General features: G+C 74.8%; 1 protein-coding gene and 1 pseudogene (1 of these 2 cut by a window edge). Both read right to left on the reverse strand.

What is annotated here, in order from left to right; all coding sequences use genetic code 11:
- Positions 1-9033 (reverse strand): annotated as a pseudogene (locus RM572_RS02705) (type I polyketide synthase); the annotation flags it as partial.
- Positions 9030-21557, reverse strand: the 3' portion of a protein-coding gene (locus RM572_RS02710) for a type I polyketide synthase (RefSeq protein ID WP_311671617.1). 11652 nt of this gene lie beyond the right edge of the window; the window shows 12528 of its 24180 coding nt (coding positions 11653-24180); its start codon lies beyond the right edge, outside the window — the gene reads right to left on this strand; it ends in the stop codon at positions 9030-9032. The pseudogene RM572_RS02705 and the gene RM572_RS02710, both read right to left, overlap by 4 nt.

A 21557-nucleotide genomic window follows, 5' to 3' on the forward strand; every position in this document is an offset into this window, starting at 1 on the left:
CAGGAACTCGGCGAGGCCGAGGGTCGTGGGGTAGTCGAAGACGAGGGTCGAGGGCAGTTTCAGGCCGGTCTCGGCGGTCAGCGCGTTGCGCAGTTCGACGGCGGTGAGGGAGTCGAAGCCCAGATCGCGGAAGGCGACGCCGAGTTCGACGGCCGAGGCGTCGGCGAAGCCGAGCACGGCGGCGACCTGACCGCGGACGACGTCGGTGACGATGCCCTTGCGGGCGGTCGGGGCCGCACTCGCGAGGCGTGCGCGCAGTCCGCCCTCGGCGGCGGCAGCGGGCCCGGCAGGGGCGCGGGTGTGCGCGGGTGCGATCCGTTCCCACAGGGCGTTCGGGCGCAGCGCGGTCGCGGCGGGCACGAACGCCGCCCAGTCCACGTCGGCCACGGTGACGCAGCCGGACGCCGACTCCAGCACGCCCACGGCGACGTCCGGGTCGAGCGGGGTCACGCCGCCGCGCGCCACGCGGGCCTGTACGACGTCGGCGGCGGCCATGCCGCCCTCCGCCCAGGGGCCCCAGGCGAGCGCGGCCGCGGTCAGCCCCTGGGCGCGGCGGTGCTCCACGAGGGCGTCCAGTGCGGCGTTGGCGGCGGCGTACGAGCCCTGCCCGGCACCGCCCCACACGCCGGCCGCGGAGGAGAACAGCACGAACGCGTCCAGCTCCCGGCCCTCAGCTGCACGGTGCAGGTTCCAGGCGGCGCCCGCCTTCCCCGCCCACACACCCGCCAACCGGTCGGCGGTCAGACCGTCCACCACACCGTCGTCCAGCACGCCCGCGCAGTGCACGACCGCCGAGACGTCGAAACGGCCGAACAGGTCCTTCACCTGGGCGGGGTCGCCGACGTCGCAGGCGACGACGTCCACCCGGCCGAGCGGCGTCAGCTCGTCGCGCAGCTCAGCCGCACCCGGGGCGTCCATGCCCCGACGGGAGACCAGCACCACACCCTCGGCACCACGCTCCAGCACCCACCGGGCCACCCGCGCGCCCAACGCACCCGTGCCACCCGTGACCAGCACCGTCCCCGACGGCGACCACACCTGCTCCGCCTCCCGGGCAGGCGCAAGCCGACGCCCCAGCACCGCGCCGCCGCGCACCGCGACCTGGTCCTCACCAGGAGCGGCACCCGCCAGCACCTCGGCCAGCCGGCCGACCGCGCCCTTCTCCGGCGCCTCGGGAACGTCCACCAGCCCGCCCCAACGGCCCGGCTCCTCCAGCGCCACCACACGACCCAGACCCCAGACACCGGCGCGTTCGGGGTGCGCGACCGCGTCACCGGGCCCGGCGAAGACGGCACCCGACGTCACCGCCCACAGTCGGGCGTCGCTTCCGGCGTCGGCGAGTGCCTGCACCAGCAGCATCGTGGACGCCGGGCCGCCCTGCTCCGGCTCCTCCTGCCCGAGGAAGGAGACGATGTGCGTGCAGTGCCCGGCCTCGCGCAGTCGCTCGGCCAGCGGGGCGCGTTCCAGGTCGGCCGCGGTGAGACGCATCGAGGCGGCCTTCGCGCCACGTCGCGCCAGCTCCTCGCCCAGCGCGGCGGCCCACGGGTCGTCCGAGCCGTCGCGTTCGACGATCAGCCAGTCGCCCGAGACGACCGTGCCCGCCGTGAGGCCGACCGGGGACCAGGAAACCTCGTAGCGCAGCCGGTCCACGGCCGCGCGTTCCCTCCGTCGCTGCTGCCAGGCGGAGAGCGCCGGAAGGGTGTCCCGCAGCGGCGCTTCCAGGTCGATGCCGAACTCGGCGGCGAAGCGTTCCGCGTCGGCGGACTCGACGGCCTCCCAGAAGGTGCCGTCCGCCCCGCCGGCGGCAGAAGCCGCCACGGCGAACTGCGGCCAGTAACGCTGACGCTGGAAGGCGTAGGTGGGCAGCGCGGTGGCGTGCGCGCCGGTGGGGGCGAAGTACGCCGCCCAGTCGACGGTGCCGCCGTGCGCCCAGAAGCGGGCGAGCGCGGTCACAGCCGTACGCGGTTCGGGCTTCTCGCGGCGCAGCAGGGCCACCGCGACGGCGCCGTCCTCGCAGGCCTCGCCGATCGCGCCGACCAGGCTCGCGTCCGGGCCGAGTTCCAGGAACCGGGACACGCCCAGCGCCCGGGCGCGGGCGGTGGCGTCGGCGAAGCGGACGGTGCCGCGCACCTGATCCACCCAGTAGTCGGCGGTGAACTCCTCGACCAGGTCGCCGGTGAGAGTGGAGACGATCGGCACGTCGGGGCGCCGGAAAGCCGTCCCCGCGGCGGCGCGGCGGAACGCGTCGAGCATCGGGTCCATCAGGGCGGAGTGGAAGGCGTGGCTGACCTCCAGCCACCGACCGTCCAGCTCCGGCAGCGCTCCGGCGACCTGTTCGACGACCTCGCGCGCCCCGGAGACGACGACCTGGCCGGGAGCGTTCACGGCGGCGACCGAGACGCCCTCGACGAGGTGCGGTGCGACCTCCTCCGGCGTGGCACGGACGGCCCACATCGCGCCGCCCTCCGGCAGCGCCTGCATCAACGACGCCCGCGCCTTCACCAGCGCACACGCATCCGCCAGCGACAACACCCCCGCCACATGAGCGGCGGCCAGTTCACCCACCGAATGACCCACGAGGTAGTCCGGCTTCACCCCCCAGGACGTGACGAGACGGAACAGCGCCACCTCCACCGCGAACAACGCGGGCTGCGCCCACCCGGTCTGCTTCAGCACACCGTCCGGGTCCTCGAACATGACGGCCCGCAGCCCGTCGAAGTGCGCACACACCTCCCCCAGCGCCTCCGCGAACACCGGGAACGCCTCGGAGAGTTCACGCCCCATCCCCGCCCGCTGACCACCCTGCCCCGAGAACACGAAACCGGTGAGCCCGTCCACGGGCTGGCCGGAGACGAGGCCGGGGGCGGGTTCGCCCGCAGCCAGGGCGGCGAGGCCGTGGCGCAGTTCGGCCGCGTCCTCACCCATCACGGCGGCGCGGTGGTCCAGGCCCGAGCGGGCCGTCGCCAGCGTCAGGCCCACGTCCGCTCCCGGCCGTCCGTCGACGGCCGACAGCAGCCGTGCGGCCTGGGACGCCACGCCCCCGGCGGTCTTCGCGGAGACCAGCCACGGAAGGACGGGCAGTTCCGCGGCCGGACCGTCGGCCGCACTCTGCGCCTCGTCCGGTGCCACGGGGGCGCCCCCGATGATCACGTGGGCGTTGGTGCCGCTGACGCCGAAGGACGACACGCCCGCGAGGCGGGGGCCGTCCGTGCCGGGCCAGTCGCGGGCGTCCGCGAGGAGCCGTACGGCGCCGCTCGACCAGTCCACGTGGGACGACGGTTCGCCGATGTGCAGGGACTTCGGCAGCGTCTCGTGCCGCAGCGCGAGGATCATCTTCATGACGCCCGCGACGCCCGCCGCGGCCTGCGTGTGCCCGAGGTTGGACTTCACCGACCCCAGCCACAGCGGACGGTCCGCCTCCCGGTCCTTGCCGTACGTCGCGAGGAGGGCCTGTGCCTCGATCGGGTCGCCCAGGGACGTACCGGTGCCGTGCGCCTCGACGGCGTCCACCTCGGACGCCCGCACGCCTGCCTGGGCGAGCGCCTGCCGGATGACGCGCTGCTGCGACGGACCGTTCGGCGCGGTCAGGCCGTTGGACGCCCCGTCCTGGTTGACCGCCGAGCCGCGCACGGTCGCCAGGACGTGGTGACCGTTGCGGCGGGCGTCGGAGAGCCGTTCCAGCACCAGCACGCCGGCGCCCTCGCCCCAGCCGGTGCCGTCGGCGTCGTCGGAGAACGCCTTGCACCGGCCGTCGCCCGCGAGCCCGCTCTGGGCGGCGAACTCGGCGAACGCGCCCGGCGTCGACATCACGGTCACGCCGCCCGCGAGAGCGAGGGAGCACTCGCCGGACCGCAGCGCGTGCGCCGCCTGGTGCAGCGCGACCAGGGATGCGGAGCACGCGGTGTCCACGGTGACCGCGGGTCCTTCGAGGCCGAGCACGTAACTGACGCGGCCGGACAGCACGCTGCCGGAGTTGCCGGTGGCGCCGTAGCCCTCGACGGATTCGGCGGAGGCCGCGAGAAGAGCGCCGTAGTCCTGGCCGTTGGTGCCGACGAACACGCCGACGGGAGTCCCCCGCAGCGACAGCGGGGCGATGCCGGCACGTTCCAGCGAGTCCCAGGCCACCTCCAGCAGCACGCGCTGCTGCGGGTCCATCGCCAGGGCCTCGCGCGGGGAGATGCCGAACAGACCGGCGTCGAAGTCGGTGGCGCCGTCAAGGAAGCCGCCGACGGGAACGAAGCCGGAGCCGAGGTGCGGGTCGAGCTCCCAGCCGCGGTCGAGCGGGAAGGGGCCCATGGCGTCGACACCGTCGGCCAGCAGGGTCCACAGGCCGTCCGGGGAGTCCACACCGCCCGGGAAGCGGCAGCCCATGCCCACCACGACCACGGGGTCGTCCCCCGTGACGGCGGTGGCGGTGACCGGAGCCTCGGCGGAGTCGGCGATCTCTCCGGACAGTTCGCCGAGGAGGTGGCCGGCGAGGGCTTCCACGGTCGGGTAGTCGAAGACGAGGGTGGAGGGCAGCTTCAGGCCACTCGCGGCGGTCAGCGCGTTGCGCAGCTCGACGGCCGTGAGCGAGTCGAAGCCCAGCTCACGGAAGGCCACGCCGAGTTCGACGGCCGAGGGGTCGGCGAAGCCGAGCACGGCGGCGACCTGGCCGCGCACCAGCTCGGTCACCGTCGACCGGCGGGCGGTGGCCGAGGCACCGGCCAGCCGTTCCGCCAGACCGCCTGCGGCGCGGGGAGCGGCCGGCGCGGCGGCGGCAGGCGCCAGCTCCTTCCACAGGGTGTTGGGACGGAGTGCCGTCGCGGCGGGGACGAACGTCGTCCAGTCGACGTCGGCGACGGTCACGCAGCCGTCGACGGAGTCCAGCAGCCCGACGGCGATCTCGGGGTCGAGCGGGGTGAGACCGCCGCGCTCCGCGCGCGCCTGCACCACGTCCTGGGCGGCCATGCCGCCCTCCGCCCACGGACCCCACGCCACCGACGCCGCCGGCAGACCCCGGGCCCGGCGATGGTCGGCCAGCGCGTCCAGCGCCGCGTTGGCGGCAGCGTAAGAGCCCTGCCCGGCACCGCCCCACACCCCGGCCGCCGAGGAGAACAGCACGAACGCGTCCAGCTCGCGGTCCTCGGTGACCCGGTGCAGGTTCCAGGCCGCGCCCGCCTTCCCGGACCACACACCCGCCAACCGGTCGGCGGTCAGACCGTCCACCACACCGTCGTCCAGCACGCCCGCGCAGTGCACGACCGCCGACACCTCGAACCGGCCGAACACGTCTTCCACCTGGGCGGGATCGCCGACGTCACAGGCGACGACGTCCACCGCTCCGAACTCCGTGAGGCGCGCGTGGAGTTCGTTCGCGCCCGGGGCGTCCATGCCCCGACGGGAGACCAGCACCACACCCTCGGCACCACGCTCCAGCACCCACCGGGCCACCCGCGCGCCCAACGCACCCGTGCCACCCGTGACCAGCACCGTCCCCGACGGCACCCACACCTGCTCCGCCTCCCGGGCAGGCGCAAGGCGACGGCCCAGCACCGCGCTGCCGCGCACCGCGAGCTGGTCCTCCTCGCCCGCACCTCCGGCCAGCACTTCCACCAGACGCCCGACCGCAGCCTTCTCCGGTACGTCGGGAACGTCCACCAGCCCGCCCCAGCGGTCGGGCTCCTCCAGCGCCACCACACGGCCGAGGCCCCAGACACCGGCCCGTACCGGATGCGTCACCGTCTCCCCCGGGCCGCCGGCGACCGCGCCGGAGGTCACCGCCCAGAGGCGGGCGTCGCTTCCGGCGTCCGCGAGCGCCTGCACCAGCACCATGGTGGACGCCGGGCCGCGCTGCTCCGACTCGGCCTGGCCGAGGAACGACACCACGCGTCCGCAGTCCGCGAACGCGCCGAGTCGGTCCGCGAGTTCACCGCGCGACGCGGTGCCGGTGGCCACGTCCAGCCGGCTCACCTGGGCGCCGCGGGCCGCGAGGGCGTCGGCCAGGGCGTCGGCCCACGGCTCTTCCGGCCCCTGCGCCTGCACGATCAGCCAGCCGCCGGAGACGTCCCCGGCCTCCTCGGTGACCACGGACCGCCAGGAGATCTCGTAGCGGAGGCGGTCGACCTCGGCGCGTGCGCGGCGCTGCTTCTGCCACGCGGACAGGGCGGGCAGGGCCTCGCGCAGGGAGGATTCGGCGCCGAGGCCCAGTTCGGCCGCGAACGACTCGGCATCCGCGTTCTCGAGCGCGTTCCACAGCTCCGCGTCCGCCGGGTGGCCGGCGGCGCGGGACGTGTGCTGCGCGCCTTCGGGGTTCTCCATCCAGTAGCGGTCGCGGGCGAAAGGGTAGGTGGGCAGGTCGACGGTCTCGGCGCCGGACGGGGCGAAGAACGCGTCCCAGTCCACGCGGAGGCCGTGCGTCCAGAGCCGGGAGACGGCGGCGAGGACGGCCTGTGCCTCCGGCTTGTCGCGGTGCAGGGCGGCCACGGCGAGGACGTCGTCCTCGCAGGTCTCGCCGATCGCGCCGACCAGGCTCGCGTCCGGGCCCAGTTCGATGCAGCGGGTGACCCCGTCGGCGCGGAGGCGTGCCGTGGCGTCCGCGAACCGGACCGTGCCGCGCACCTGGTCCACCCAGTAGTCGGCGGTGAACTCCCGTATCCGCTCCCCGGTCAGGGTGGAGACGATCGGTGTCTGCGCCGGGTGGAAGGAGACGCCTGCCGCGACGCGGCGGAAGTCCTCCAGCATCGGGTCCATCAGGACGGAGTGGAAGGCGTGACTGACCTCCAGCCACCGCGACTGCCGCCCCTCCCCCAGCACGGCCGCCACCTGCTCCACGGCCTCCCGGGCACCGGAGACCACGACCTGACCCGGCGCGTTCACCGCGGCGACCGACACGCCCTCCACCAGATGCGGCTCGACCTCCTCCGGGGTGGCGCGCACCGCCCACATCGCGCCGCCCTCCGGCAGCGCCTGCATCAACGACGCCCGCGCCTTCACCAGCGCACACGCATCCGCCAGCGACAACACCCCCGCGACGTGCGCGGCCGCCAGCTCACCCACGGAATGCCCGGCCAGATAGTCCGGCTTCACTCCCCACGACTCGGCGAGGCGGAACAGCGCCACCTCGACCGCGAACAACGCCGGCTGCGCCCACCCCGTCTGCCGCAGCACACCGTCCACGTCCTCGAACATCACCTCACGCAGACCCTCGAAGTGCGCACACACCTCCCCCAGCGCCTCGGCGAACACCGGGAACACAGCCGCGAGTTCACGCCCCATCCCCGCACGCTGACCACCCTGCCCCGAGAACACGAACGCCGTACGCCCGCGCGCACGGCCGCCTCCGCGTGCCGCGGTCCCGCGGAGGACGTGCGGGGACGGCTTGTCCCCCGCGAGGGCGTCGAGTTGAGCGAGTGCGGAGTCCGTGTCGGTCGCGAGCACGACGGCGCGCTGTTCGAACACGGCGCGGTGGGTGGCCAGGGTGCGGCCGACGGCCGCGGGCGCGGTGTCCGGCCGGGCGGCGAGGGAGGTGCGCAGACGTGCGGCGAGCCGGGGCAGGGCCTCGGGCTGCCGGGCGGTGAGCAGCCACGGAACGACCGGCGGTGGGACGGCGGCGCCGTCCTGCTCGGCCGGTTCCTCCGCCGGGGGCTCCTCGATGATCACGTGGGCGTTGGTGCCGCTGATGCCGAACGAGGACACGCCGGCCCGCCGCGGGCGCTCGTCGGTACGGGTCCACGGGCGGGACTCCGCGAGCAGTTCCACCGCGCCCGCCGACCAGTCGACGTGGGTGGAGGGCGTGCCGACGTACAGGGACTTCGGCAGCTGTTCGTGCTGGAGGGCGAGGATCATCTTCATCACGCCCGCGACGCCCGCCGCGGCCTGGGTGTGACCGATGTTGGACTTGACCGACCCCAGCCACAGCGGACGGTCCGCCTCCCGGTCCTGCCCGTACGTCGCGAGCAGGGCGTGCGCCTCGATCGGGTCGCCGAGGGACGTACCGGTGCCGTGCGCCTCGACGGCGTCCACCTCGGACGCCTTCAGCCCGGCGCCGGCCAGCGCCTGCGAGATGACGCCCTGCTGGGAGGGGCCGTTGGGGACGGTGAGGCCGTTGGACGCGCCGTCCTGGTTGATGGCGGAGCCCTTGACGACGGCGAGGACGCGGTGACCGTGCTTGCGCGCGTCGGAGAGCTTGCCGAGGACGATCAGGCCGACGCCCTCGCTCCAGCCGGTGCCGTCGGCGTCGTCGGAGAACGCCTTGCACCGGCCGTCGGTGGCGAGGCCCTGCTGGCGGCTGAACTCCAGGAACATGCCGGGCGTCGACATGACGGTGACGCCGCCGACGAGGGCGAGGGAGCAGTCGCCGGAGCGCAGCGCCTGCACGGCCATGTGCAGGGCGACCAGCGACGACGAGCAGGCGGTGTCGATGGTGGCGGCCGGGCCCTTCAGCCCGAGGGTGTAGGCGATGCGGCCGGAGGCGACGGCCATGGAGTTGCCGGTGAGCATGTAGCCCTCGACGCCCTCGGGGAGGGCGGTGAGGTGGGTGCCGTAGCCGGTGGAGGCGGCGCCGACGAAGACGCCGGTGTCGGTGTTCTTCAGGCCGTGCGGGTCGATGCCCGCGTGCTCGAACGCCTCCCAGGACGCCTGGAGCAGCATGCGCTGCTGCGGGTCCATGGCCATGGCCTCGCGGGGGCTCATGCCGAAGAAGCCGGCGTCGAAGGTGGTGGCGTCGTGCACGAAGCCGCCGACCCGGGTGTAGCTGGTGCCGGCCTGCGTGTGGTCGGCGTTGTAGAGCGCCTCCAGGTCCCAGCCGCGGTCGACGGGGAAGGCACCCATGCCGTCGCCGCCGTCGGCGAGGAGCTCCCACAGGTCCTCCGGCGTGCGCACGTCGCCGGGGAAGCGGCAGCTCATCCCGATGACGGCGATGGGCTCGTTGTTCGCGGCCTCCAGGTCGCGCAGCCGCCGGTGCGCCTGGCGGAGGTCGCCGGTGACCTTCTTGAGGTAGTCGAGCAGCTTCTGCTCGCCGTCGGAGTTGCCCACAACCTTGTCCTCGCTCAAGACGTGCCGCCGAACTCGCCGTCGATCAGCTTGAAGAGTTCGTCGGCCGTCGCCGATTCCAGTTCGTCGTCCTCGTCGCCGTGGTCCGCCGCCTCCGGGACGGTGGTGGCCGGCGCGGCGTGCGCGGACCACTTGGCCGCCAGCGCGCCGAGGCGCTCCCCGACCGCCCCGTTCACGCCGCCGCCCGCGGCCAGGTGGTCGAGCAGCTTCTCCAGCCGGGCGATCTCGTCGAGTGCCGAGGCGTCCGTCGCGGTCGCCGCTGCACCCGCCCCCTCGCCCGCCGGGCCGGCCGTTCCCTCGCCGTCGCCGGCCCCGTCGCCCGGGTCGAGCGCGGCGCACACGTACTCGGCGAGCGCCACAGGCGTCGGGTAGTCGAAGATCAGCGTGGCCGGGAGCCGGCTGCCGGTGAGGGAGTTCATCCGGTTGCGCAGCTCGATGGCGGTCAGGGAGTCGAAGCCCGCGTCGTTGAAGGCCTGATCGGGATCGACCTCGTCGGCCGAGCCGTGTCCCAGGACGGCGGCGGCCTCGGCGCAGACCAGGTCCACCAGGTGGTCGACCCGTTCGTCGGCGGGCAGGGCGCCCAGGGTGCGGCGCAGGTCCGCGGTGTCCGGCTGCGCCGCCGCGGGGGCGGAGGCGGCCGTGCGGCGGGTGGACGTACCGGCGAGGGCGCGCAGCAGCGGCGGCACGGGGCCGTCGCCGCCCGCGGCGGAGCCGGCGTCGAACCGCATGGGGAGCACCGCGGCCCGGTCGGCGCGGAGCGCGAAGTCGAGCAGCGCCATGCCCTGCTGTTCGCCGAGCGGCCGGAGGCCGGCCTGCGCCATGCGGGCGAAGTCGGTCTCGGTGAGGTGACCGGTCATGCCGCGGTCGGCGACCCACGGCCCCCAGGCCAGCGCCACGGCGGGGGTGCCGCGGTGGCGTGCCCAGCGGGCGAACTCGTCGACGAAGGCGTTGGCCGCCGCGTAGTTGCCCTGTCCGGCGCCGCCGAAGGTGCCGGCGGCTCCGGAGAAGAGCACGAAGGCGGCCAGGTCGGCGTCGCGGGTGAGGGCGTACAGGTTGAGCGCGGCGTCCATCTTGGGCCGCAGGGTGGTGTCCATCCGGCCGGGGTCGAGGGCGGAGAGGACGCCGTCGTCGACGACTCCGGCGACGTGCACCACGGCGGTGAGCGGGTGGTCGGCGGGGACGCGGCCCAGGGTGGCGCGGAGCGCGTCCCGGTCGGCGGCGTCGCAGGCGTCGAGGGTGACGGTGGCGCCGAGCGCGGCGAGTTCGTCCCGGAACGCGAGCGCCCCCTCGGCCGCCTCTCCGCGCCGGCTGGTGAGCAGCAGGTGGCGGGCACCGTGCTGCTGCACCAGGTGGCGGGCGACGTAGCGGCCGAGGCCGCCGGTGCCGCCGGTGACCAGGACGGTGCCGTCCGGGTCGATCGGCTTCGGCATGGTGAGCACGACCTTGCCGATGTGCTTGGCCTGCTGCACGTACCGGTACGCCTCGGGGGCGCGGCGGACGTCCCAGGTCTTCGTCGGCAGCGGGGTGAGGGCGCCTTCGCCGATGAGGCGGAGCACCTCGGCCAGCATCTCCCCGATGCGTTCGGCACCGGCCTCGACGAGGTCGAAGGCGTGGTAGCCGACGCCGGGGTGGCTCTCCTCGACGGCCTCGGGCGTGCGGACGTCGGTCTTGCCCATCTCCAGGAAGCGGCCTCCGGTGGTGAGGAGGCGCAGCGACGCGTCGACGTACTCCCCGGCGAGGGAGTTGAGGACGACGTCCACACGACCGCCCTCGGCCACGGCCCGGAACCGGTCCTCGAAGCCGAGGTCGCGGGAGGAGGCGATGTGGTCGTCGGCGAGTCCCTGGGCGCGCAGGGTGTCCTGCTTGGGTGCGCTCGCGGTGCCGAACACGTCGGCGCCGAGGTGGCGCGCGATCTGGGTGGCGGCCATGCCGACGCCGCCCGCGGCGGCGTGCACCAGCACCGACTCGCCGGGCCGCAGCTTGGCGAGCTCGACCAGGCCGTAGTAGGCGGTGAGGAACACGATCGGCGCGGACGCGGCCTGTTCGAAGGACCAGTCGTCCGGCATCCGCGCGATCATGCGGTGGTCTGCGACGGACACCGGGCCGAACGCCTTGCCGAACATGCCCAGGACGCGGTCGCCGGGCCGGAAGCCGGTGACGCCGGAGCCGGTCTCGGTGATGACGCCCGCGCCCTCGACGCCCATCGGGCCGGGGTCGCCGGGGTACATGTCGAGGGCGTTGAGCACGTCGCGGAAGTTGAGGCCGGCGGCCCGTACGGACACCCGTACCTGCTCGGGAGCGAGCGGCTCGCGCAGCGCGTCGTCGGGGGCGAGGGTGAGGTGGGCCAGCGAGCCGCGGCCGGTGGTGTCCAGACGCCAGGTTCCGGTGTCGGCGGGCGGGAGCAGCGCTCCGTCGTCCGAGGCGCCGGTCAGCCGCGTCAGGCGGGCGGCGCGGACCGTGCCGCCGCGGACGGCGACCTGGGTCTCGTCGGAGGCCAGGACATCCGGCAGCAGGGCGGCGGCCCGGGTGGCGTCGTCGAGGTCGACGAGCCGGAACCGGCCGGGTTCCTCGGTCTGCGCGGACCGTACGAGGCCCCACACGGTGGCGGCGGCCGGGTCGGCGAGCCCTTCGGCCTCGTCGGGGGCGACGGCGCCGCGGGTGACGAACACCAGCTCGCTGCGCCCGTACCGGCTGTCGGCGAGCCACTGCTGGAGCAGTGCCAGCACGTCGTGGGACAGCCGCCGTGCCGCGCCGGCCATGGCGTCCGGGTCCGGGTCGTCCCCGGTGACGCCGGCGCAGGGCACCAGCACCACGGCGGGGGCGTCGGACGCGGCGAGGTCGGCGAGGTCCGCGACGGGACGGGCGCCGAGGGCGTCGGTCAGGCCGAGGCTGTCGGCGCCGAGCACGGCCCAGGCCGCGGTGTCGGTCGCGCCGTCCCCGCCGACCTGGGCCGGGGACCAGTCGAGCTGGAACATCGCGTCGGGGTAGGCGTTTCCGGCCGGCCGCAGCTGCGCGGCGGAGACCTGCCGCATGGCCAGCGACTCCACGGCGGCGACCGGGCGGCCGGTGCCGTCGGCGATGTCCATGCTCAGCGCGTCCGGGCCGGACTGGGCCAGCCGCACGCGCAGCGCGGACGCGCCGGAGGCGTACAGCGAGACGCCGGACCAGGAGAACGGCAGCCTGCTCTCGCCGCTGCCGTCCAGGGCGATGAACGTCAGCGCCTGCACGGCCGCGTCGAGCAGCGGCGGGTGGATGCCGTAGCGGGCGGTCTCCGCGTCGAACTCGGCGGGCAGCGAGATCTCGGCGTACACGTCGTCGCCGGCCCGCCAGGCCTGGCGGAGTCCCCGGAAGGACGGGCCGTAGGTGAAGCCGCCCTGGAGGTACATGTCGTAGAAGCCGGAGACGTCGAGGGGTTCGGCGCCGGGCGGCGGCCAGGCGGCGAGGGCGTCCGGCTCCTCCGCCGCGGGGGCGTCGCCGAGAGTGCCGGTGGCGTGCAGCGTCCACGGGGTGCCGGGCGTGGCGCCCTCGGCCCGGGAGTGGATCTGCACGGTGCGCAGTCCGGAGGGGTCGGGGGCGCCGACGGCGAGCTGGAGCTGCACGGCGCCGTCCTGCGGCATCATCAGCGGCGCGGCGAGGGTGAGTTCCTCGACCTGGTCGCAGTCGACCTCGGCCGCCGCCCGCAGCGCCAGCTCCAGGAAGCCGGTGCCGGGGAAGAGGACCGTGCCCAGGACGTCGTGGTCGGCGATCCAGGCGTGGTCGCGCAGGCTGAGCCGGCTGGTGAAGAGGGTTCCGCCGTCACCGGCGAGGGTGACCGCGGCGCCCAGCAGCGGGTGTCCGGCGTCGCTGAGCCCGGCGGCGGTGACGTCGCCGCGCGGGGCCACGGCCGGTTCCGGCCAGAACGACCGGTGCTGGAAGGCGTACGTGGGCAGGCCGGTGACGCGGGCCGGGGTGGGGGCGAAGAACGCCGCCCAGTCGACCGTGCCGCCGTGCGCCCACAGCCGGGCGAGAGCGGTGACGGTGGTCTCCGGTTCGAAGCGGTCGCGGCGCAGGAGAGCCACGGCGAGCGCGTCGTCGCTGGTCTCCTCCACGGCGCCGACGAGGGAGGCGTCCGGGCCGAGTTCGACGAACCGGGTGACGCCTTCGGCGGCGAGGCGTGCCGCGGCGTCCGCGAAGCGGACGGTGCCGCGCAGCTGGTCCACCCAGTAGTCGGCGGTGAACTCCCGCACGGGTTCGCCGGTGAGGGTCGAGACGACGGGGATGCGGGGGCGTTCCATGGCGATGCCGGCGGCAGCCTTGCGGAACTCCTCCAGCATCGGGTCCATCAGGACGGAGTGGAAGGCGTGGCTGACCTCCAGCCAACGCGACTGCCGCCCCTCCCCCAGCACCGAGGCGACCTGCTCGACGGCCTCGCGGGCGCCGGAGACGACGACCTGGCCAGGGGCGTTGACGGCGGCGATCGACGCGCCGTCCACCAGATGCGGTTCGACCTCCTCAGGGGTGGCGCGCACCGCCCACATGGCGCCGCCGTCGGGCAGCGCCTGCATCAGCGTGGCGCGGGCGGTGACCAGCGCGCAGGCGTCCTGGAGGGTGAGGACGCCTGCGACGTGCGCCGCGGCCAGCTCGCCGACGGAGTGGCCCGCGAGGTAGTCCGGGCGCAGGCCCCAGGATTCGGCGAGGCGGAACAGGGCCACCTCGACCGCGAAGAGCGCGGGCTGCGCCCAACCGGTCTGCCGCAGCAGGCCGTCCGGGTCGTCGAACATCACCTCGCGCAGCGGGCGGTCGAGGACGGCGTCGAAGTGGGCGCAGACCTCGTGCAGCGCGTCGTCGAAGACGGGGAACGCCTGGCTGAGTTCGCGGCCCATTCCGGCGCGCTGGCCGCCCTGGCCGGAGAACACGAACGCCGTCAGGCCCTCGCCGGCGACGGCGTCGCGGACCAGGCCGGTGGCGTTCTCGCCGGTGGTCAGCGCCTCCAGTCCGGCGCGGAGTGCGGCGGTGTCGCCGCCGACGACCACCGCGCGGTGGTCGAGCGCCGCGCGCGTGGTGGCCAGGGAGAAGGCCACGTCGAGGGGGTCGGCGCCGGAGCCGTCGGCGGCCGGGCCGGCGAGCAGCCTGCCCGCCTGTTCGGCGAGTCCGGCGGCGGTCTTGGCCGACACCGGCCACGGCAGGGCGGGAAGCGGCGTGCCGGTGCGGTCCGCGGCCTCCTCGGTGCTCTCTGCCGGGGCCTCCTCGATGATGACGTGGGCGTTGGTGCCGCTGATCCCGAACGAGGACACACCGGCGCGTCGCGGCCTGTCGGTGCGCTCCCACGGACGGGACTCCGCGAGGAGTTCAACGGCGCCCGCCGACCAGTCGATGTGGCTGGACGGTGCGGAGATGTGCAGGGACTTCGGCAGCTTCTCGTGCCGCATGGCGAGCACCATCTTCATGACGCCCGCGACACCCGCCGCGGCCTGCGTGTGACCGATGTTGGACTTCACCGAGCCGAGCCACAGCGGCGTGCCGGCGTCCCGGCCCTGCCCGTAGGTGGCGAGGAGGGCCTGCGCCTCGATCGGGTCGCCGAGCGAGGTGCCGGTGCCGTGCGCCTCGACGGCGTCGACGTCGGCGGGCGTGAGCCCGGCGGTCGCGAGGGCCTGCCGGATGACCCGCTGCTGGGAGGGGCCGTTGGGCGCGGTCAGGCCGTTGGACGCGCCGTCCTGGTTGGTGGCGGAGCCGGTGACGAGGGCGAGCACGGTGTGGCCGTTGCGGCGGGCGTCGGAGAGGCGTTCCAGCACCAGCACGCCCACGCCCTCGGCCCATCCGGTGCCGTCGGCGTCGTCGGAGAACGCCTTGCAGCGGCCGTCGACGGCGAGGCCGTGCTGGCGGCTGAACTGCACGAACGGCGACGGGGTGGAGATGAGCGTGACGCCGCTGGCGAGCGCGAGCGAGCACTCGTCGGCGCGGAGCGCCTGCGCCGCCAGGTGCAGCGCGACCAGGGAGGAGGAGCAGGCCGTGTCCACGGTGACCGCCGGGCCCTCCAGCCCGAGGCTGTAGGCGATGCGCCCGGAGAGCACGCTGGCGGCGTTGCCGGTCATGAAGTAGCCGTCCGCGCCCTGCGGCTGGGACAGGAGCAGGCCGCCGTAGTCGGAGCCGTTGCTGCCGGCGAACATGCCGGTGCGGCTGCCTGCCAGGGACAGCGGGTCGATGCCGGAGCGCTCGGCCGCCTCCCACACGGCCTCCAGCAGCAGACGCTGCTGCGGGTCCATGGAGAGCGCCTCGCGCGGGTTGACGCCGAACAGGGTGGAGTCGAAGTCGGCGATGCCGTCGACGAATCCGCCGTGCCGGGTGTAGGTGGTGCCGGCCTTGTCCTTGTCGTCGCTGTAGACGCCGTCGACGTCCCAGCCGCGTTCGGCGGGGAAGTCGGAGATGGCGTCGACGCCTTCGGACAGCAGCCGCCAGAACGCCTCCGGCGAGCCGACGCCGCCGGGGAGGCGGCAGCTCATGCCGACGATGGCGATCGGGTCGTCGCCGGTCGCGGCCGATGCGGCGACGGGCGCGGCCGTGGTGGTCGCGGGAAGCTGTTCGGCGGAGGAGCCGACCAGTTCCGTGCGCAGGTGGCGCATCAGCGCCTGCGGCGTCGGGAAGTCGAAGATCAGCGTCGCCGGGAGGCGCAGGCCGGTGACCATGCCGAGCCTGTTGCGCAGGTCGACGGCGGTCAGCGAGTCGAAGCCGATGGCGGAGAACACGGCACTGGACTCGACGTCGGACGGGGAGGCGAAGCCGAGGACTCCCGCCACGTGCTTGCGCACCAGGTCCAGGAGTTCGCGGTCCCGCTCCGCCTCGGAGAGTCCGGCCAGGTGGGAGGCGAGCCCGTCGGGCGTGCCGGGCGTTCCGTCGTCGGCGACGGCGTCCAGAGCCTTGCGCGCCTCGGGGATCTGGTCGAGCAGCACGCTGCGGCGGGTGGCGGTGAACGCGGGCGCGTACTTCTCCCAGTCGATGCCGGCGACGGTCAGCGTCGGGTCGCCGTCGGCGACGGTCTGCTGGAGCACCGTCATCGCGGAGTCGGGCGCGAGGGAGTACACGCCGCCCTTGCGCTGCCGTGCCTCGACGGCGGCGCTGTCGGCCATGCCCGCGTCGGCCCACGGGCCCCAGGCGAGGGAGGTCGCGGCGCGGCCGTGGGCGCGGCGGTGTTCGGCGACCGCGTCGAGTACGGCGTTGGCCGCGGCGTAGTTGGCCTGTCCGGGACCGCCCCAGATGCCGGCGGTGGAGGCGAACAGCACGAACGCGTCCAGGTCCAGGTCCGCGGTCAGCTCGTCCAGGATCAGCGCGGCCCCGGCCTTGGGCGCCATGACGCCGGCGATGCGGTCGGGGGTGAGCGCGTCGAGGATGCCGTCGTCCAGCACACCGGCCGCGTGGACCACGGCGGTGAGCGGCCGGTCGGCCGGGATCGCGGCCAGTACGGCGGCGACCTGCGCGCGGTCGGCGGTGTCGCAGGCGGCGACGGTGACGGCGGCGCCGCCCTCCTCCAGCTCACGGCGCAGGTCGTCGGCGCCGGGTGCGGCGGGCCCGCGACGGCTGGTCAGCACCACGTGGGCGGCGCCGTTGCCGACGGCCCAGCGGGCGACCCGGGCGCCCAGGGCACCCGTACCGCCCGTGATGAGGACGGTGCCGGACGGCGTCCACTGCGTGTCCGCGCCGGCCGGGCGCGGTGCGCGCACCAGGCGGCGGCCGAAGAGACCGGACGCGCGCAGCGCGACCTGGTCCTCGTCGCCTGCGGCGACGGCGTCGACGAGCCGTCGGGCGGCGCGCGCGTCGGGCGTGCCGGGCACGTCGACCAGGCCGCCCCAGCGGTCCGGGTGCTCCAGCGCGGCGACGCGGCCGAGGCCCCAGACGGCGGCCTGGGCGGGTGCGGTGACGGCGTCCCAGCGGGCGACGGAGACGGCGCCGCTGGTCAGCGTCCACACGGGCGCGGTGAGCCCGGCGTCGCCGAGCGCCTGGAGCAGCACGGAGGTCAGGCCGGTGCCGAGGGGCAGGCCCGGGTGTCCGGCCGCGTCGCGGCCGTCCAGGGCGAGGAGCGAGACGACGCCCACGAGTTCGCCGAACTCCCCCAGGGCCTGAGCCAGCGCGGCCCGGTCGAGGTGGCCGTCGTCCAGGTGGAGCCGGTGCGGGGTCGCGCCGCGCGCGGCGAGTTCACCGGCCACGGCCTCGGCCCATGCGCCGGGGGCGTCGGTGTCGGCGTCGGTGGTAACGACGAGCCAGGCGCCCGTGGCGAGAGCAGTGCCCTCGGGGGAGAGCGGCGTCCAGGAGACGCGGTAGCGCCAGCCGTCGGTGGTGTTCTGCTCCTGCTGCTGCCGGTGCCAGCCCGCGAGGGCCGGCATCAGCGGATCGAGGACGGAGGTGTCGGTGTCCAGCGTCGTCGCCAGCGCTGCGGCGTCGCCGCGCTGGACTGCGGCCCAGAACTCGGCGTCCACGACGCTGCCGCCGCCGTCGGAGCCGGAGGCGTCCGCGGCCGAGGCGAGCGTGGGCCAGTACGACTGGCGCTGGAAGGCGTAGGTGGGCAGGTCCACGGTCGGCGGCGGGGTGTCGCCGAAGGCGACCGTCCAGTCCACCTCGACGCCTCGGACCCAGACGGAGGCGAGTCCGGCGAGGAACCGGTCCAGGCCACCGTCCTCACGACGCAACGAGCCCGTCACCACAGCGGGTTCACCACCCGCGGCGTCCACCGTCGCCTCCACCGCCGAAGTCATCACCGGGTGCGAGGACATCTCCGCGAACACCCCGAAACCCTCAGACGCCAACTTCGCGACGCCCTCGGAGAACCGCACCCGCTGCCGCAGATTCGTGAACCAGTAGTCGGCATCCATCGTGAGCGGATCCACGAACTCCGCCGACACCGTCGACATCAGAGGCACACTGCCCGCCTGCGGCGTCACGCCCACGAGCGCGGCGGCAAGGGCGTCCCTCAGCTCCTCCATCGCCGCCGAATGCGAGGCGTAGTCCACCGCCACACGCCGAAAGCGGACCTCCGCCTTCTCGCACACGACACCCAGCTCATCCAGAGCCGCAGCCTCGCCCGAAACCACCACCTGCGCAGGTCCGTTGACAGCGGCCACCGAGACACGGCCCTCGAACGGAGCGATCAACTCCTCCGCACGCCCGGCGGACACCGCCACCGACGCCATGCCACCAGAGCCCGCGATCTCCGCGATCGCCCTGCTCCGCAGACACACGATGCGCGCCGCGTCCTCCAGCGACAGAATCCCCGCCACACACGCCGCAGCGATCTCCCCCTGCGAATGCCCGATCACCGCGGCAGGCTCCACCCCGTACGACCGCCACAACGCCGCAAGGGACACCATCACCGCGAACGACGCGGGCTGCACCACATCCACCCGCTCCAACGACGGCGACCCCTCCTCCCCACGCAGAACAGCCGTCAGCGACCAGTCCACATGCGCGGACATCGCCGCCTCACACGCCGCCACCGACCCAGCGAACACCGGCGAGGACTCCAGCAGATCAGCACCCATACCGACCCACTGCGCACCCTGACCCGGGAACACGAACGCCGTCCGCCCCACAGGCCCCGACACACCCGAGACCACACCGTCCGCAGGCTCACCCTCAGCCAACGCCGCAAGCCCCGCCGCGAGGTCACCCGTCACCACGGCCCGCTGCTCGAACCGGGACCGTGCGGTGGCCAGGGACCAGCCCACCGCCGCCGCGTCCGCGTCGCCCTGCGCCAGCGGCGCCAGCGCAGCCGCCTGGCCCTTGAGTGCGGCGTCGCTGCGGGCGGAGACCAGCCACGGCACGGCGGCCGGGGCTACGCCCGGCTCCGTGTCGGCGGCCGGTGCGACGGGGTCCTCCGCCGGTGCCTGCTCCAGGATCACGTGTGCGTTGGTGCCGCTCATGCCGAACGCGGAGACGCCCGCCCGGCGCGGACGGCCGGTCTCGGGCCATTCCCGCGCCTCGGCCAGCAGTTCCACGTCGCCGTCGGACCAGTCGACGTGCGAGGTGGGCTCGCCGACGTGCAGCGACTTGGGCATGACGCCGTGCCGCATCGCCGACACCATCTTGATGACGCCCGCGACACCCGCCGCGGCCTGTCCGTGGCCGATGTTGGACTTGATCGAGCCGAGCCACAGCGGCCGCCCCTCGGGCCGGTCCTGGCCGTAGGTGGCGAGGACGGCCTGCGCCTCGATCGGGTCGCCGAGCGAGGTGCCGGTGCCGTGCGCCTCCACGACGTCGATGTCGGACGGCTGGAGGCCGGCGTTGGCGAGGGCGTGGCGGATGACGCGCTGCTGCGACGGACCGTTCGGCGCCGTCAGGCCGTTGGACGCGCCGTCCTGGTTGACCGCGCCGCCCTTGACGACGGCGAGCACGCGGTGGCCGTTCTTCCGGGCGTCGGAGAGGCGTTCCAGCAGCAGCATGCCCGCGCCCTCGGCCCAGCTGGCGCCGTCGGCGTCCTCGGAGAACGGCTTGCAGCGGCCGTCCTTGGCGAGGGCCCGCTGGCGGCTGAACTCGACCAGCGAGATGGGCGTCGACATGACGGTGACGCCGCCCGCGAGTGCCATGGAGCAGTCGCCCTCGCGCAGCGCCTGGCACGCGGAGTGCAGGGCGACCAGCGACGAGGAGCAGGCGGTGTCGATGGTCAGGGCGGGGCCTTCGAGGCCGAAGGAGTACGCGACGCGGCCGGAGAGCACGCTCGGCGAGTTGCCGGTGCCGAGGAAGCCGCTGAAGTCGTCGATGGCCGCGTTGAGCAGGCCGCCGTAGTCCTGGTAGGTGACACCGGCGAAGACGCCCGTCCGGCTGCCGCGCAGCCCGTTCGCGTCGAGCCCGGCGTGTTCCATGGCCTCCCAGGACGTCTCCAGCAGCAGGCGCTGCTGCGGGTCCATGGCCACGGCCTCGCGCGGGCTGATGCCGAAGAAGGTGGCGTCGAACCGGCTGGCGTCGTGCAGGAATCCGCCCTCGTGCACGTAGCAGGTGCCGGGGTTGTCGGGGTCCGGGTCGTAGAGGGCGTCCAGGTCCCAGCCGCGGTCGGTGGGGAAGCCGGACACGGCGTCGGTGCCGGTGGCCACCAGGTCCCACAGCTCCTGGGCGTTCTGCACGCCGCCGGGGTAGCGGCAGCTCATGCCGATGATGGCGATGGGGTCGTCGGCGAGGACCGCCGAGCGACCCTGCGGCGCGGCGTCGGCGGTGTCGGGGCCGCCGCCCAGCAGCTGCTCGAGCAGGTGGTCGACGAGGGTGCGGGGCGTGGGGTAGTCGAAGACGAGGGTGGCCGGCAGCCTCAGCCCGGTCTCCTCGGACAGCGCCTCCCGCAGTTCGACGGCGGTGAGCGAGGTGAACCCGAGGTCGCGGAACGGCAGATGTTCGCCGAGGGTCTGCCCGGCCGGCTGTTCGAGGACGATGGCGGCGCGGCGGCCGACGATCTCCATCAGCGCGGCCCGCTGCTCGTCGGCGGGCAGCGCCTCCAGGCGGGTGCGGAGCGCGTTGCCGCCGCCGGACACCGCGGCGGCCGCCTTGCGGCGGGCCGGGGTGCGGGACGGGCGGGGGGCGTCGGTCTCCTGCGGGGCCGCCAGGCCGGCGGTGAGCTGTGCGGCGGTGAAGGGCCGCAGCGTCAGTGCGTCGGCGGTGAGGACCACTTCGCCGGAGGTGTCGGCGACGGTCACGGCGTAGCCGTCGGCGCCGGACGGGGTGACGGCGACGCGCAGCAGCGACGCTCCGGTGGCGTGCAGCGTCACGTCGTTCCAGCAGAACGGCAGCATGGCGCGGCCGGCCGTGCGGGCGTCGTAGGAGAGGGTCTGCAGCGCGGCGTCGAGGACGGCGGGGTGCAGGCCGAACCGGTCGACCTCGCCGCGGTGTTCGTCGGCCAGCGCCACCTCCGCGAAGAGGGCGTCGTCGCGCCGCCACACGGCGGTGAGGCCCTGGAAGATCTCGCCGTAGCCGAAGCCGTTCTCCGCGCGCAGCGCGTAGTGGCCGGTGATGTCCACGGGCTCCGCGCCACGCGGCGGCCAGGCCGCGAGCGTGTCGTGTGTACGGCCGCCGGCGCCGGCGAGCGTGCCGCGGGCGTGGCGGGCCCAGGCCGTGGCGCCTTCGGGGCGGGAGGAGATGGTGAACGCGCGGGTGCCGTGGTCGTCGGCCGGGTCGACGACGACCTGGAGCCGGACGGCGCCGTCCGCGGGGAGGACGAGGGGGGCTTCGAGGAGGAGTTCCTCGATGCGCGCGCAGCCGAGCTGGTCGCCCGCGGCGACGGCCAGTTCGAGGTAGCCGGTGCCGGGGAACACGGCCTCGTCGGCGACGCGGTGACCGGCGAGCCAGGGCTGGACGCTGGTGGAGAGGCGGCCGGTGAGGACGTGGCCGCCGCCGTCGGAGAGCTCCACCGCGGCGCCGAGCAGCGGGTGCTGGACGGGGTCGGCGCCGATGGCGCCGACGTGCAGCGGGCCGCTGCCGCCCTCGAGCCAGTAGCGGCGCCGCTGGAAGGGGTAGGTGGGCAGGCCGACGGTGCGGGCGCGGGCGGGGGCGTGGAACGCCTCCCAGTCGACGGTGCC

The organism is Streptomyces hazeniae (assembly GCF_031845485.1).
GTDB classification, from domain to species: Bacteria; Actinomycetota; Actinomycetes; order Streptomycetales; family Streptomycetaceae; genus Streptomyces; species Streptomyces hazeniae.